Here is a 16,127-nt window from a genome sequence, read left to right as displayed (position 1 = left end):
TCTATGTAAATCAGAGGCAATTTCCCTTCTAAACACTCTATGAGATTTTGAAATTGCTGACGTTGATTTTGATCTGCTTTAGGATGCTTTAACGTCTTTTTTTACGCGATATTCCTGCGGCATGTAATGCATTAAATGACCCCAACCTTGGCAAGGTCACCGAGATTTATTCCATTAAATTACATTAATTATAAGTATATGATTTAATTAATAGTATCTGGTTTTTAGTGGGGTAAAATTTTGATCAATTTAGATCATTTAATGATGTTTTGGTCACTTCATTCTATATGTTTTGGTTTTTAAAATCCACCTATGTTTTGATGCTGTTTTTCATAAAAATAATAACAATATATGATTTAATATTGTGATTATTAATCCTCATGAAAATATTTTATATTCAATCGGCTTTGTTGCATAAACATTCACAAGATGGATTTACCCCAGGCCATTCAAATTTAAGTGACGACTTGGGTGTGAGGTCGGCCTAATTCTGTAAACCGATTTAGCACTGCCACACGTGCATGAATCTCATTAATCTGGCTTTGAAAGTTCCTTGCACTGAGTTTCTCTCCCGAGAAGTATTGCTTCGTAAGATTTGATGCAATGCAGCTTGGTTTCCACCAAACTGCTACGATGATAGCCCGCCCATTTTTTCCATACGCTCCTGCCTAAATGTTTAACCGTTTGAAGTAATTCATTGCGCTCTAGTGAGTGAGGCTTGGTATTTTTCCAGGGTTTAGCAATTTTTTCTGGGTGGAATCACCGCATGGGCCTGCCGATCGGAAATCACCTGCCGGCAGTGTCTCGTGTCATAAGTCTCATCCGTATAGACCGAATCAATTTGCTCATCTTCAGGGATCTGATCAAGTAAATCCCCAGCGCTTGTGAATCGCTGACATTATTCGTCGTCAGCTGAACCGCACATATTTGCAGTGTTTCAGAATCAATCCCAATATGTAATTTACGCCATTGGCGCCGATATTCAGGCTGATGTTTTTTACGTTTCCATTCACCTTCACCTAAAAATTTCAAACCCGTAGAGTCGATGAGTAGATGAAGTCCATTCCTGCTTTTCTGATAGCGAATCACAATATCAATATGCTTTTGTCTGCGACAGAGGGTCGAATAATCGGGTGCTGTCCAATTCAAGCCACAGAGTTTAATGAGGCTTTGAACAAAGCCCGTAACCATACGTAAAGAGAGTCGAAATAGGGATTTCATCATGATACAGCATTGAAATGCTGTATCAGAGTAGATTTGATTTCAGCCTTGTTTGCCTTGTGGTTGGGCATATCATTGGGTCGTAGGATCAGACCAGATCGAGAGATTTCCTCGATTAATCAAAGCTTGGTTGTAAGAAGGCCAATTATTTGTACGATAGATTTTAGGTGCAGGCTTATTCATTTGAGCATTATATTGCGGAATAAGCCTTTAGCAGAGGTTTGTGCAACAAAGACTAGGTCTATTAACCCACAAAATAATGGAGTTATAAAATGTGTCGATTGATCGGTGAAAAGGTGCTTTATTGGCTGATTAGATCCTATTAGATTAAAGAAGTCTAATTAGACATTTACAATCTAATACAATCTATGACAACAAAACAAATCATTGTTGAGCAATTAAAATGACTATTATCTCCAATGACCCCTGGCATTTTCCACGTACAGAACTAGCCAAACAAATTTTAGGCATGTTTGAAACGGGGCTAGCTAGCTCTCTTACTTTTTTTGCCCCCACGCCGGATGGGAAAAACGGAATTTTTACGAAAAGATATTACACCTCTAGCTAAACAGCTTGGATGGCGCGTTTTTTATTTCAGTTTTTTAGATGCAGGCCTGCATAGTGAAGGGCAGTTTGTAAAAGCTCTTGATGAGTTTTCAAAACAAAATGGCTTAATGGGGAAAGCCACACATTGGATTAAAAATATTGGCTCTTTAAGTACAGAGGTGGCAGGTGTAAAAGCCGAAGTGACACTTGCACAAGGGCAAGTGAATTCCAGCATTTTATCTAGCATTACTAAACTGGCTCAGCAGGGTAAACCTATTTAATTGCTACTTGATGAGATTCAGGCTTTAGCTGGTTCAAAATATAAAACAACCATTGCCAGTTTGCGTACCGCTTTAGATATGCATAAAGAAACTGTAAAGGTAATTTTTACTGGTTCGAGTCGAGAAGGCTTGAGACAAATGTTTTCTGTGAGTAGTGTTCCATTTTTTCATTATGGGCAGAATTTACCTTTTCCAAATATAACAAAAGCATTTATAGATCATTTGGCAGATGTATTTAATCAAACAACAGGACGTAGTTTGAATAAAGAAATTTTATGGCATGCTTTTTTAGATATGAAGCAAAGTCCTCAACTAGCAAGATCATTAGTGGAGCGTTTAGCCTTAAACCCAATGCTGGCTATAGATTTTGCAAAGGAACAGCTTATAGCTGATATAATGGGGCATCGAGACTTTACGGGATTATGGGGAGAGTTTAAGCTATTAGAACAGCTAATTTTAAAAGCCATAGCGGAATCACAAGTTGAACTTTATAGTAGTCAATTTAGACAACATCTGGCTGATTCCATTGGTGTAGATAACATTGCGGTATCAAGTATTCAATCGGCCCTACGTTCTTTATCAAAAAAACAAATTATTTTTAAACCAGAAAATGGTACTTATGAAATCGAGGACGCTCTTTTTAAAGAATGGATTATGGATGAAGCATAATTTTGAAAACTCACTTGGATAAAATCATTAGAACAGAGTTGCATCTGACATTACATGAGATGTCCAGGATCACTAAAATTTCGCTTCAAACTTTACAGAAGCTAGAGTGATTCGATGCAAATCCAACCTTAGAAACAATGCTAAAACTTTTAACCCTATTTGGTTTAAAATTAACTGTTGTGAAGAAATGATCACTTTCTATCAGGATATTTTCGATCTCAATGAACTGTTTAACTTCTAGAATTTGATTGTCTTTATTCACAATATTCCTATTGAGTGAGTCGAATCTGTGCTCAGGTTGAGCAGTTCGGCTACTGTTCTGAAATGACAGCTTTGTCCGTTATAATTGTATAAACATTTTGGTGTCTGGTAATTATGTCCTCATTGATCAATTTTCTATCTCGCTTTAGTAATCCAACTCTTCATCGCAGTCTGAGCTATGCTAAACACATTGATAGGGAAACGATTGAGTTCTTTGAGGAAAATGATGATGTCACGATGTATGCTCAAATTGAAGGGACAGATTATTACGATACCGCGATTACCTATAATCTTAAAAAAGACCGTTTAATCGATGATGACTGCACTTGTCCAGTTGGATATAACTGTAAACATGCTGCTGCTTTAGCGCGGTTATTCTTTCAAGAATATCGCCAGGAATTTCAACAGCGTTATGCTGAATCTCAATCCTCGCAGGGAATCGCAAAACGCCAACGGGGGGATGATCAGGCGCAGCGCTGGTTGAATGATTTTAAACGGTATTTACAACAGACTGAACCAGAGCAATCTGTCAAAACAAACAATTATTTAATTTACCTGCTAGATCAGTCTGTCAGCTTAAAGAAATTGACAGTTGATGTTCAGAAGGCCAGACGCAATAAAAACGGCTCAATTGCGGGGGAAAGTTATTATACCCAATATGAAAATATCACCAGAAAGCATCTGACTTTACCTGAACAAAAACGACAATTATTTAACCAGATTTATTATTACGCCAAAATAAACAGCGACGAACGCTTTTATCAAAGCAATCTTGATATCTCAAGCATTTTATTGGAGCATTTCAAATCTTTTATTCAAAGTGGCGATGTGTACTGGAAAAAAAAGAGCCATACTGCACTTCAATGGTCAGAACAAGGCTATCACATCGAACTGATCTGGCAACAAGGTGTAAACAAACAGACAGAGCATTTAAACATTGAATTGGTCAATGGTGATATTCGACTCGATTTAAAATCAAATCCTCATATTCAGATTCTCGCGAGCCATCCACCATGTTATGTGGATATTCAACAGAACACGGTGGGCCAGTTATATGGTGAATATACGGCAAATCTTCTGTACCATTTTTTACAGATGCCTGATCTTCCAGCTAAGCTCTTGCCAGAGTTTGAGAAACTGACTCATCAATATTCAGACGTGAAAAATCTGCCTCAGCCCGAGTCTATTCAGCATATTGATGTCCTTGAGGGAAGTCCCCAGCCAATTTTACGCTTCGGTGTTTTAGATAAATTTGATTGGAAATGGGAAGAGTCTGTTTGTGCCGAAATTGAATTCTCCTATGCAGGTGGGCGAATAAAAGCAGGTACATCAGGTGACAGTTTTATTGGTGAGCAGCATGGCAAAATGGTGCGACAGCTTCGGGACTTAGTTCAGGAACAACAGTCAATCCAGCGTTTACAGCTATTGGTCGAATCACTGAAGTGGGTGAAAGATCTTAGTTATGACCAGCAATTAAAACTGGATAAACAACGTCTTGATTCTATGGTTTTTGCTTTCTATGGAGACTGGATCAAACAGCTGATGCCCATCAATCAAATTGAGTTGATGGGCTGGCAGATAGAGCATCTGGAAAACAGCCCCTTTAACCTGCAATATGTCGAAAATTTAAATATTTCTATTACTGAATCTGAAGGTCAGCAGGACTGGTTCAATATCGGGGCGACGGTTCAAGACAGTGCAGGTAATTCTTATAATTTGCTTGATGCGCTCGTAGCTTTGGTGCGAGTAAATCCTGATTTACTTGATCCGCGGACGTTTATTCATCTGCATGACAGTCAAATTTTCACCGTGAAAACTGCAGTTGATCAACCTGATTTGGCTCTATCCGCTAGGGATATTAAGCCGGTATTGTTACATCTGCAGAGCATTTTACAGCAAGAAGAGCGCAGTATTGATCGCTATGATGCGAGTCAATTATTAGAATTGCAGCATAATCTTGGGATGACATGGCAGGTCAGTGATCGCCTGCAGCAATTTGTACAGAAATTCAAACAAGGCTATCAGCAACAACTGCCGACACCACAAGGTTTTCAGGGGGAGTTGCGTCCATACCAGCAGCAGGGCTTAGGCTGGTTACAGTTTTTAAGGGAAACCCAGCATGGCGGGATTCTGGCAGATGATATGGGCTTGGGGAAAACAGCACAAACTTTAGCCCATTTACTCATGGAAAAGCAGGCTGGATATTTGCAGGACAGTCCCGCCTTAATTGTTGCACCCACATCGCTGATGCATAACTGGTTCAAAGAAGCGGAGAAATTTACCCCTGAGCTCAAGGTATTGCTGCTACAGGGGCCCGACCGCCATCAGAATTTTGAGCAGATTCCGCACTATGATATTGTGTTAACCACCTATCCGCTTCTAGCGAGAGATGAAGAACAACTAAAGCAATATGAATATCATCAACTCATTTTGGATGAGGCGCAGAATATCAAAAATCCGCGTGCCAAAGCTGCACAGGTAGTACGCCAATTAAAAGCACGACATCGTTTGTGTCTAACAGGTACCCCGATGGAAAATCATTTGGGTGAACTGTGGGCACTATTTTATTTCCTGATGCCAGGATTTTTATATTCACAAGAAATTTTTAATAAAAAGTACCGTCATCCGATTGAAAAACGCGGTGATCAGGAGTTAAGGCAAAAGCTGGTCAACCGGATTAAGCCCTTCATTTTACGTCGCTTGAAAACTGACGTAGCCAAAGAATTGCCAGAAAAAACTACGATTGAAGTCAATATTGATATGAATGACCAGCAATCCAAGTTATATGAGGCTGTTCGTGCCACGATGCAGGAAAATATTCAGAAAATTGTGGCAGAAAAAGGCTTTAAACGTAGTCAAATTCAAATTTTAGATGCCTTACTGAAGCTACGTCAGGTGTGCTGCCATCCTAGCTTACTAAAGCTGGATTCAGTGAAAACCGGGCAGGCACACTCTGCCAAACTTGAACAGTTGATGGATATGGTCGTTCCAATGGTGGAGGAGGGGCGAAAAATTCTGATCTTCTCTCAGTTTACCTCAATGTTGGAACTGATTGAGCAACAGCTCCATCACGCAGAAATTGGCTATGTGAAGCTGACTGGAAAGACCAAAAAGCGAGATGAAGTCATTACAGCATTTCAGTCTGGACAAGTGCCAGTATTTTTAATCAGTCTGAAAGCAGGAGGGGTCGGTCTGAATCTAACTGCCGCAGATACGGTCATTCACTATGATCCATGGTGGAACCCTGCTGCTGAAGATCAAGCTTCAGATCGTGCATGGCGGATTGGACAGGACAAGCCAGTATTTGTGTATAAGCTGATTACCAATAAAAGCATAGAAGAAAAAATTCTTGCCTTACAGCAAAATAAAGCAGAACTGGCACAGTCTATTCTAAGTACCGATCATGAGGGCGAAGCGAAACTGACGGAAAATGACGTGATGAACTTGTTTGAGAAATTTTAGTTTGGTTTCAGATTACCCTAATCATCTGTAAGTATCTGAAAGTCTGGATGCAATTTTTTCCAATGTTCTCTTAATTTTTCTTTATGAACAGAAATCATAGGTAAGTCTAGTAATAGCACTGGCCATACTGACCGTGCTTTGTCCATGATCGCGTGAAGTTGTTTTTCAATAACACGCCATGGAACACCGACTTTTTCAGCCCATTGTTCAAAGTGTTTCATCTCAGCTAAATACCAATCTTTATTTTTGGCAAGATTTAATGCGAAATGACGCTCATTTTCAATATATACACTGGTCATTAATATATCGTATGCGGGAGATAATCTGGGTGCACTTTTATCATGATAAATCATACTCCAGTTTTTTAAGTGCGCATCTCCATTGGCGAGCAAAATATTGACGAGTAAGCGGCTGGCAAATTGCTGAATATCAAGAATTTTGTTATCTGAAAATTGATAAATGATCTTTCCTATCTGCTCATAATTTGTGGTGCTGTATTTCTGATGTGGATATGCGCCGAAGATCTGAGCAAAGTCTTCGATGTGAATAAGCTCTATAGTATCAGCAGTACTCTGTCTATCAAATCTTTTGATTGCGAAAGCATATTGCTCTTGGGGTAAATTTAATGGTGGCAGGTCTTGTAAGAGTGCCATATCCACCAAGCGAATCTCAGGGACATCTATGCCGACTGTTTTGGCAAGGCTCATCATAGAATATTCATTTAGTGGAACAAAACCATGTCTGGAAGAAGGAGTTTTGATAATCCAATCCCCTAATAGACTGGATTCTATTGCCTGTGCTAATGTAAAACGCCCATCTTTGGCTTTCATGGAAAACTTCATTTGGACGCCAGCCAAGGAAAACTTATTATCTGTTCGAATCTCTTGCTTTAAAATCTGATCTGGATTCGAGATCTGCAGTTTGAATTTTATTTCATCTGGAATTTCTTCTGGATCTAATGGGGTCGCAATGAGTGCTCCAGGTAAGTCATGACCTAAAGCTGCCAATAACTGAAATTCATTGTCTATATGTACTTTAAGGCTTTGTGCAATGAGTTCGCGTAATGCGCCTTCTGGTAGCAAGTTTGATAGCAAGGGGTGTAAGCGCTGATGTGTAACATAAGTCTTTTCTAAAATCTTATCTGCTTGAGGATACAAGGGGGAAGTCAGCAAGCTCAAGGTCTGGCGTTGCTGATCAAATCGGAAAGAATCCGTAAAAACCAGAATATTTTTTCCGCTCTGAAATCCTGCCAAGTATCCAACGACAGCGTGATGTAATGTTAATTTCAGGACGGCAACAGTATTCATGGTTCCTCGCCTCCGAGAAGACCCTTCCATGGGTTAGTCATTAAGTCATCCTGATCTTCAATAGTGACTTTAATTTCATCATTCAATAATTGTCTAATCAAATGAACCTTATCATCAGGGATGAGCATCAGTTGAGCATTTAATCCTGCCGCGATAATTTCTAAGGTCTCTAATCGAGGGTTGCCCTGACTTTCCAGCTTTTGGTATTGCTGTCTTGAAATGCCTGTACGGGATTGCATATCAACTTGCTTTAAGCCCAATTGGGTTCGTCTTTTTTTGATTTGTTGAAGTAAAGGCTTATTCATTGTAGACATATTTATTGCTTTTAGGGTATTAAAGAAACATATTAGTTTCTTTTTTTTGAAAAGCAATTTATGAATTTATCATTTCGATCTGTAAAACAGCCCTAGCTACGTATAGCTAAATTCTCAAATATTTAATACATCAGTCAGTACATATAATGCAATATAGATACGGATAAGTAATAATGCATGTTTGTCTCGCTCGGAATTAGGATCTAACCCTAGGTCAGTAAAAAACGGACTTCTAGGAACAAAAATGACTGGTTCTATCAAATAGTAATTTGCAGATTCTCTAGATTCAGATTTTCTGCTACAGAAAATCTAAATATTAAAAACAATCATCAGATACATCAGTAGCTTGAATACGCCGAGTGCCTTCGCATCTTTACACTTGAAGCAAAACTTAATTCGCTGTTCGTCCTCATTTAGGCTGAAATTTTCTGCCCGTAATGTTAAATCCTGTAATGTCTTTTTGAGCTCTGTCTTGCTCTGCTGAGAGAGTTCTAAATGGAGATATTTTTTGGGAAATAAGCTATGAATAAAAGAAAGAAGTTTCTTCAGTTCCCGTTTTTCATTCAGTTCAAAAATTAACTGGGCTGAATTGGGCTGAACTTTTTCAAGATAAATTGAGTAGATCGTATTGAGCTGTTTTTCATATTGAGTATGTACAGTTATGAAGCGTTCCTGAACATGATGGATGATCTGTTTTTCTTCTTGATTGGTCGGTAACATGGTGACTAATGCATCGGGAGCTTTCCTTAAAAAGTCCGTGGTAAACAGCCGGGAAGATTTTTTTTGGTTTACACAGGAAGTTTTCAAATGCAGAGCTCTGGCACGTAATTTTTGCGCGATTTGCAAAGGAATGGCTTCAGGTAACAGAAGGTCTTGCTCTTTTTCTACTGCAAGAATGTGATGCAATAGTTCAAAAGTCATCTCTGAGTCATGAGCTCCTAGCATCAGCGAATCAGGTGATTTCTGTTGCCCTGGTTGATATTGATGATCATGTTGCCTGTAACGGTCTTTAGTGAGTTGATCAAATAAAAACTGTTTGATCGCCCGTTGCTGAACAGGATATTTAATAGCCTCATCATGTTTCAGAATATTAAAATAGGCTTCTTTAGGAAGTGGGCTGTGCATTTGATTCAGCTGATAACTGATCGCCAGATGCATTAAATGCAGATAGCTAGAACAGGTTGTTTCAGGTGTCAGATGCCCGGAAAAATGCGAGAGGGCATACCACGTCTGTTGGGTATTTCTGTTTCGCAGCAATGCATAACGGATGCGTAGTTGCTCATTTGGCGTATAGTCTGTAAATGCATCAGCAAGCGGTGAGTGTTTTAAAACCAGATAGAGATGATTAAATGCTGAATGACGCAGGCTGTGATAAGTAAAATTGTGCTCGCCGAAAAATGACTGGATCAATTGTTTTAATAGAGAATTTACTTCATTTTCATGAGTTTCTTCTAAGGACTGTTTTAAAAACAGCGGTTGTGCAAGTGATTTTCCTTGTTCTTTTAGCAGACGTTTTCTATTCTGACTATATGTTTTAAATGCATGTAATTCATCTGCTTTAAGTAGATGATGCAGAGGAATCTTGCGGTAAGCAGAGTAGCTTTTTTGATTTTTATTGCGATTGTTGCGAATGGTGAGCATCACAGCATCTTCACTAATAAATAAATCACGTACAAAGATATTCAATGTTTCATTGATCCGTAGTCCGACTCTGAACCCCAGAATAAAAATCAGTTTAAATATATTTTTATCCTGAATCGAAATATCTTGAGTATTTTCGAGCTGCTCTAGCATGTGGTGAAAAATATGGGGCGAGATCAATTCGGTTCTGCAGATTTTTACCTGGACTAAATTATCCAGATCAACAGTGGGTGCGTTAAAAAATAAGGTCTGTTTGTGATGAAACTCCTGTAGACGTTTTTGTAGAGTTGCTCGAGCTGTCTCTGCTTTCAGTAGAAGCATTTCTCCATACAGATCTTCAAAATCAGCATCTGAAAATGATGAAATATCTTTGTCTTGCGTTGCCTGCAGCCAATGCACTGCAAACTGTGAAAACATGGTTTTTAGAGAGCTTTGTTTAATTGGCTGAAAATCTGCGCGTATAAGCTTGCGCTTAAATCGTTTCTGCTGCTGGATAATATTGTTGAAATCGTTCAGTTGTGGCTCCGTTAATTTGGAACGAAGAATGGTCCACAGCAGCAAACGTTCCAAGGCCGGAGAGTGTTCTCCGGCATATAACTTTATGAGTTGATCGCTATAGTTTTTTGCACGAATAGCTTGACGTATTTCTACTAAAATATCGGCTACATCTAATGCAATAGTAACTGTAGACTGGTCCTGAGGGTTTTCACAAACATCCTGAATCGTATGGGTAGGCGAGGGTTCAGGCTGAATAAAATAAGCTGCTAATTGTTTTTCGAGAGGACTGGAACTGTAAATTTCATTTTTTAAGATACAAATGGATATTTGATCCAGTCCGCTGTTTTTCAGGAACTGTGTATAGTAAAAACCGTATTTTAACAGGTCTTTACAACGCACCTTCTCTTCAGGGAAGCATTCAATAATACAAGCGTTAATCAGATTTTCTGCATCTTCAATATCTGAAAATAAATCAAATTTTTGATGTTTTAGTCTGTAGATCCAGCATTTCACAATATCGTGCAGCACAAATGTTTTGGTATAGCTGACTGAAAACTCAGGGTTATTAATACGCTGATTACCGAAATGCCGGTTCGGGATTTCGAGTGTAATCATATGGTTTAGGTTTAAAAAACTTTGAAATTTATTTGTTTTTAAAATGATTTTTAAAAACTTTTGCAGTTCGGCATGGTTATAAATGCCATTGAATAAGATGGAGCTAATCAAACAGAAGCCGAGTGACTGGGTCGGACTGAAGTTATTAGATTTTGCCCAATAATCAATCATATTTTTGACAAATTGAGTAACCTTTTTACCATATTTCAAGGTTTCAATATTTTGCTGTGGTGACGTTCTTTCATGTCTCACGGGTGCAGCCGGCACTGGATAATTTTGACTCGCTGACAGATTAAAGCGCTTGATATATTTAGCAAATTCTACACGTGCCATTTGATAGCTGCGGATATTGGATTTGCAGTGCTCTAAAAGCCGGTCATCAACTTGCCGGTAAACTTCAGGATAATTTTCAGGTGTCAGTTCTGAACATTTTTCGCTAAATAGTTGCAGATGAAACGCTTTTTTTGCTCTATGTTTCTTTAATCGTTTGAGCGAGTGAGGATGTTTGCTCATGTAATCATTATTCCCGTGAAATTTGACATGCTTTTAAGCGCTAAGGTTTTGACCAACTTATCTTGTGCTGCTCTAATTTGATCGTAATCCGTTGTCTGAAAAGCTGAATAGCGGTCAAACAGTTCTTGCATGGGCTCATCGTGACCAAAGATGCCCTTAACTACATCTTCATTACAGTATTGGGCAAAAAAATAACGAGTAAAATGACGGGTCCAATTACGTTGTAAGGCTATTTCTGTACAGTATTTTTGAATATCAGAGAGTTCCAGATTTCTGATATATTCTTTTGAGTCATAAAATAAGAGTAAGAGACGCTTGCCATCAAGGACCTCATGAATTGCTTGTACTTTTTCTTGAGGTAGATAAGCTTTAGTGAGGGAGAGAAAGTGTTTTAAATATTTTAGGTAATACTGTATTTCATCACGAAGATAATCATTAAACGGTAGATATCGCCCAATGGTGCCCGAATAACGCTGCTCTTTATCTGCAACAGCCATCAATTGATTGTCGAGGTCAATATAATCTAGATTGGGTGGGAAAGATTCGCTTGGTCGTGCCGACGTGATGAGCATACAAACATGCCACAGCCAGAGTGAATAATGATTTAACGTCTGAAAGGGATTTGGATTATTCCGAACTTGATGGTCAAGCTGGTAAAAAAAGGACTGGACAAATGGAAGATCAGGTACTTGCTGACTGCCAAACGTAATTGGAGATTTAAATTCCTCAATATATTTATTGTCAAGCTGAGGAAAAACCAGATCAAGGGTTTGAATGTAGACATCTAGAATATCAGTAATTTTTATTGAGAAGTAATGGCATGGTGTGTAGTTGTTGACATTTTCTCCTGCCAATAATTTGCTTTCTAACTCATATCCTAGTTCATTCAGCGTAATATCACTGATTAAACGCGGAAGATTTTGAGCTGTTAACGGAAAAGTAAGATCATTACTGATTCTACGTAGATGCTCCTGTACCTCAGAAGCAATATCGGCTTTATCCCACTTCTTTAGTCGAAGTATCTGATCCAAATAAACTTTAGGTAAGGGGATAGTAAAAGAATTACCAATATTGAGCATATATTCTTTTAAAAATGTATCTTTAAATTTAGAGCTATCAATACTTTGACGGAAAAAACAGTTTTCATGACTAAAGCGGATTTCTTTACTTTTTGAGTTTAGAAAGAAACGCGTTCGTAATACTAGTAGATCTTCATAATGCGTGAAACTAAGTACTGAGAATAAAAGTAAGGCATGAATTGGAGAGTTTTCTGCTTGTTCAAATAAAATGCGCATAACATATTGTGCAGTAGGCAAATCGAAAACTCGGGGATTTGGCTTACTCATTAACTCATTCTTATTTTTATGTAAAACCCTGTTCTTGAGATTATTAATTTGAGCTGTAATAGAGCATTGCTCTAGTGAGTTAAACTCAAAATTATGATCTTCAACAGTTTCTAGGATTTTCTCTTCAATAGGCAATTTTGCCACACCATGTTCAAAATGAGTTTGATAGGTTTTTTCATCGTCAAGTGTTATTTTTGATGTTTTTTTAACATCAGTTTGAGGTGGTTCTTGGGTGCTTGGACTGCTTTCCCGATGCCTTTTTTGACGATCTGATTGCGTATTCGCATAGGTATAAATAACGCGGATATTTGCCAGTTGACCTATTTGCTTTGTTGTTAAATTTGGTGTGGAGCGTTCAACTAACTCTTTATTCTCGGTTTCAGCTTTATTTAAAAACTCAAGCAGATCCCCTAACTCCATAGGGAGAGCTGGTAAGAAGTTATAAAGCCAATGGTATTCTCGCTTTGTGCTGGCTAAACGAAAACGCATACAAAGATGAGCTACGGTGGTTGCATGTTCTTTGCTATCAAGCAATTCAATACATTGAGTATTGAAAATGGCCCATTTCAGTGCATTAACTAGATATGCTGATGGGGTATTGATAATTGCAATAAGATAATGAACCAGAGGATATTCACTGATTGATTTTTCTGCAAGCTGTTGATTTATAATATTGTTAAGCTCAACGATTTCAGTAGGTTTGATGAAGTCATTGAGTTTGATTGAATTTTGAAAACTTTCTAGCTTTACTTCTGCCAGTGCTCGATAGAAATTTCGAAACGACTCAAGTTTTAATTCTTGAGTATCTTCTAAGTAACTATATCCATTCATGATGAAATTCCTGCCAGAATTTTTTCTAATGACAGTGGGCCTGTATAATTTGAAACAGAACTGACTGGGCTTTTCGATTTTGTTAGTTCTGCTAATTCTCGTAGATGAACGATTGTTAAAATTTCCTGACCGAAAACTTCCTGCAGATGTGCAGCTAAGTATTGTTCATTTAGCCAATGTGCGATGATATCTAAGCCTTGAATGGAGTGGTGTAATCCGGAACACAGTAAGGCCTTTACTTCGCTTAAACCCTGAATAATAAATTCGTAGGAGTTATTTTTTTCATAAGCTTGGAATTTAAACTCAGTTTTGTTTTTATTGTAAAAATGGGCATAGATCCACCTGAAATGGCTGCTAAAAAAATAGAGATTTGGTTTATTAGTTGGAAGAATAGGAATTTCAATTTTTTGTGTAAAAGCTTTTAAGTGATAGTTTTGCTGTTTCTCATTAAGCTGGAAAAATAAGGCGATCCAGACTTGGTAGGCATGCATGCATTTTGGATAACACATTAATTGCATATTTTTTGCAGGTACGCGGTAATTGAGTATGCTTTTCTTTTTTACAGACATACAGTGATGCCTCCCCATATTTGTGCCAAATGGCTGAAAATAAAACCATAATATTCATATAATTTTTAATAGTGGGACAATGGCTAAAAATACCATATATTGTGTTTGTAGTTTAATAAAATCTCTATATATAGTATTTTTTATCCATTTTTTAATGGTAATTAAAGCCAAACAATAATTTTTTAGTAAACATGTAGATGAGTTTAACTTGATTGATATTGGGAGCCGAATATGGAAATTAAACAACTGAAACAGATAGAAGTCGTCACTGATGTTGTATGTGATGTATGCAACCAATCAACGAAATTGGAGTTTGGAACTTTATCGGCACATTGGGGTTATGGTTCTACGCGTGACGGAGAAAGATATGAGTTACAGTTATGTGAGAAATGTTTTTTTTATGCCCTGGAAACGTTAAAAAAAGAGCGAGCAGATGAGTTTATGTTTGATGAAAATTTTGACCCTTCGACCCTAGATGGGTTTGGGTTGAAGTGAACCTATCATCGCGACAGGTTCTAAGAATTCAAAAATATACTGATTCAAATTCAAGCCGGTAGTTTCATTTTTAATGGCGAGTAAGGGATTCAGGAAAAATATTTTTGTTTGCTTCGAGGTCACTTACTTCAGAAAAGGCTTGAATACCGCCTGCAGCTTTAATTTCATCTAATGCGAAAGATAGGGCCTCCTGATCTGACAGGAAAGTTTCATCCCATACAGGGCAAGGTTTGGCAAGTGTACAACTTGCTACATTAAACTGGGTAGATTGGTTCAATAGAAAGCGTGTACATAGTGCACTAGGTTATGTATCACCTTTTAATTTTGAAGCAATGTACTATGATAAAATTAACCCGTTAGGTCAGGGGGCCTAACTTAAATAAAAAGTCTCCGACAAACCTGGTACAGTTCAAAAACTTTATTGCATATAAATTGTAGTGCTGATCAATTAGGATTTAAAACAGAAATAAAATATAAAGGAACTAGAGTGATTGATAGTTATTCAGATGTTTACGTAAAAATGGAACCTATTATTCCTGATACAGTTGGTTCAAATTTTGCTAAAGCTGTCTGCAATCATTGATTTAAAAACAGGAGAGAATGGTTAATGTAACTATTCTCTCTCATTTTTCATTGGTTATAGTTATCTAAATTTGCTAGCTCTATGATTAGGATGCTGGGTTAGACGGTATTTAAAAAGTGGAATATGCCTATTCGCGACTGCCGTTTGGTGATGAGACGTTTTATTATTGAATTCGGTGACTGCCTAAACAATCACCTTTAATTTATAAAAAAGCAATTACACAAAATTATTTATAGGCTCCTTTTCGCTCGACGTTCTGGATTTATTGTGAGATCTAAACTGTACAGATTCGGCGGGGCTTTTTTAGTGTTGCTGTACTGTCTGAGATTGTCTTTAAATCCATAATAGGTGTCCACTTAAAATTCAGTGGACACTATCGCGATATTAATGGGTTAGAAAAAGTGGGGTTTAGCGGACGCTTACTCTAAACTTCGATAATAGGTCGAAGCTGCGATCGGTAAAATCCTACAAATCGCATCAACACCATATCGATCTTTATTGTTATGGATAAAATCCACCATTATTCGTGTGGGAGGTCGAGCTCCGCCTGGTCGAAAAAAACGGCTGCTTTACGTAGAATTTCATTGGCACGCTTTAATTCTTTAATTTCACGTTCCATTTGTTTCATTTTTTCTTGATCAGATATCTGTTGTACTTTAATAGGATTTTGCTGATCTAAATGCTTTTGATGCCAGGCACGAAGTGTTTCAGGAGTACAACCAATCTTAGGCGCAATAGCGGTGATCGCAGCCCAATTCGATGGATAATCTTTTTCAGATTCAATCAATAATTGAACCGCTCTTTCTCTGATTTCAGGGGTATATTTTAATTTTGTCATCGAATCTTGTGAAGCAGTGCTTCTTGTATCTTGATTGATATAGTGATTAGCTACCACTATACGCAAATTGTAGAGTTTGGAGTGCTGCTAAAATCTTAAATTTGAACCTGAGATAAAACCTACAATTTGCCCTTATC

General features: G+C 37.8%; 8 protein-coding genes, 5 pseudogenes and 1 other annotated feature. Of the genes and pseudogenes, 5 read left to right on the top strand and 8 right to left on the bottom strand.

Going from position 1 to position 16,127, the window contains the following annotated elements; translation table 11 throughout:
• Positions 1 to 455: 455 nt before the first annotated feature.
• Positions 456 to 1,404 (bottom strand): annotated as a pseudogene (locus tag FTU17_RS15050) (IS5 family transposase).
• A gap of 220 nt (positions 1,405 to 1,624) precedes the next feature.
• Between FTU17_RS15050 and FTU17_RS17690 the strand changes: the two are divergent.
• The 3 genes and pseudogenes from FTU17_RS17690 (at position 1,625) to FTU17_RS15040 (ending at position 6,440) form a co-directional block, all read left to right on the top strand.
• Positions 1,625 to 2,717, top strand: a pseudogene (locus FTU17_RS17690) (hypothetical protein).
• Positions 2,718 to 2,737: 20 nt separating this feature from the next.
• A pseudogene (locus FTU17_RS17685) lies at positions 2,738 to 2,908 on the top strand (helix-turn-helix transcriptional regulator); the annotation flags it as partial.
• A 184-nt stretch (positions 2,909 to 3,092) separates the two neighbouring features.
• Positions 3,093 to 6,440 carry a DEAD/DEAH box helicase gene (locus tag FTU17_RS15040; protein ID WP_180135912.1) on the top strand — a complete coding sequence of 1,116 codons (3,348 nt, stop codon included), beginning with the start codon at positions 3,093 to 3,095 and terminating at the stop codon, positions 6,438 to 6,440.
• Between the two features lie 17 nt (positions 6,441 to 6,457).
• Here FTU17_RS15040 and FTU17_RS15035 read toward each other — a convergent pair whose 3' ends face one another.
• From FTU17_RS15035 to FTU17_RS15015, 5 genes are all read right to left on the bottom strand, one after another.
• Complete coding sequence (locus FTU17_RS15035) at positions 6,458 to 7,747, bottom strand: type II toxin-antitoxin system HipA family toxin (RefSeq protein WP_004647812.1); 1,290 nt, start codon at positions 7,745 to 7,747, stop codon at positions 6,458 to 6,460.
• Entirely contained in the window at positions 7,744 to 8,052 is a 309-nt protein-coding gene (locus FTU17_RS15030) for a helix-turn-helix transcriptional regulator (RefSeq protein ID WP_180135914.1), read from the bottom strand. Before FTU17_RS15030 ends, FTU17_RS15035 begins: the two co-directional genes overlap by 4 nt.
• A gap of 318 nt (positions 8,053 to 8,370) precedes the next feature.
• Complete coding sequence (locus FTU17_RS15025; protein WP_180135910.1) at positions 8,371 to 11,328, bottom strand: site-specific integrase; 2,958 nt, start codon at positions 11,326 to 11,328, stop codon at positions 8,371 to 8,373.
• Positions 11,325 to 13,505 carry a hypothetical protein gene (locus tag FTU17_RS15020; RefSeq protein ID WP_180135908.1) on the bottom strand — a complete coding sequence of 727 codons (2,181 nt, stop codon included), beginning with the start codon at positions 13,503 to 13,505 and terminating at the stop codon, positions 11,325 to 11,327. The genes FTU17_RS15025 and FTU17_RS15020 overlap by 4 nt, the downstream gene beginning before the upstream one ends.
• Positions 13,502 to 13,996, bottom strand: a complete 495-nt coding sequence (locus tag FTU17_RS15015; RefSeq protein WP_166135831.1) for a hypothetical protein — start codon at positions 13,994 to 13,996, stop codon at positions 13,502 to 13,504. Before FTU17_RS15015 ends, FTU17_RS15020 begins: the two co-directional genes overlap by 4 nt.
• A gap of 309 nt (positions 13,997 to 14,305) precedes the next feature.
• Here FTU17_RS15015 and FTU17_RS15010 point away from each other — a divergent pair, with 309 nt between their 5' ends.
• Complete coding sequence (locus FTU17_RS15010) at positions 14,306 to 14,569, top strand: hypothetical protein (RefSeq protein ID WP_180135906.1); 264 nt, start codon at positions 14,306 to 14,308, stop codon at positions 14,567 to 14,569.
• A 70-nt stretch (positions 14,570 to 14,639) separates the two neighbouring features.
• On the opposite strand, the gene FTU17_RS15005 is transcribed toward FTU17_RS15010, so the two are convergent.
• Positions 14,640 to 14,846, bottom strand: a complete 207-nt coding sequence (locus FTU17_RS15005) for a hypothetical protein (protein WP_180135904.1) — start codon at positions 14,844 to 14,846, stop codon at positions 14,640 to 14,642.
• Between FTU17_RS15005 and FTU17_RS15000 the strand changes: the two are divergent.
• Positions 14,794 to 14,943, top strand: a pseudogene (locus tag FTU17_RS15000) (integrase core domain-containing protein); the annotation flags it as partial. The gene FTU17_RS15005 and the pseudogene FTU17_RS15000 sit on opposite strands and share 53 nt — an antisense overlap.
• Positions 14,944 to 15,574: 631 nt before the next feature.
• Here the strand turns inward: FTU17_RS15000 and FTU17_RS14995 are convergent.
• A pseudogene (locus FTU17_RS14995) lies at positions 15,575 to 15,990 on the bottom strand (transposase); the annotation flags it as partial.
• Positions 15,599 to 15,715: a sequence feature (AL1L pseudoknot), on the bottom strand. Its footprint overlaps the pseudogene before it by 117 nt.
• Positions 15,991 to 16,127: the final 137 nt, after the last annotated feature.

This window comes from Acinetobacter sp. YH12070, from assembly GCF_013419625.1.
Classification (GTDB): domain Bacteria; phylum Pseudomonadota; class Gammaproteobacteria; order Pseudomonadales; family Moraxellaceae; genus Acinetobacter; species Acinetobacter amyesii.
This window is presented reverse-complemented; position numbering and strand designations above follow the sequence as displayed.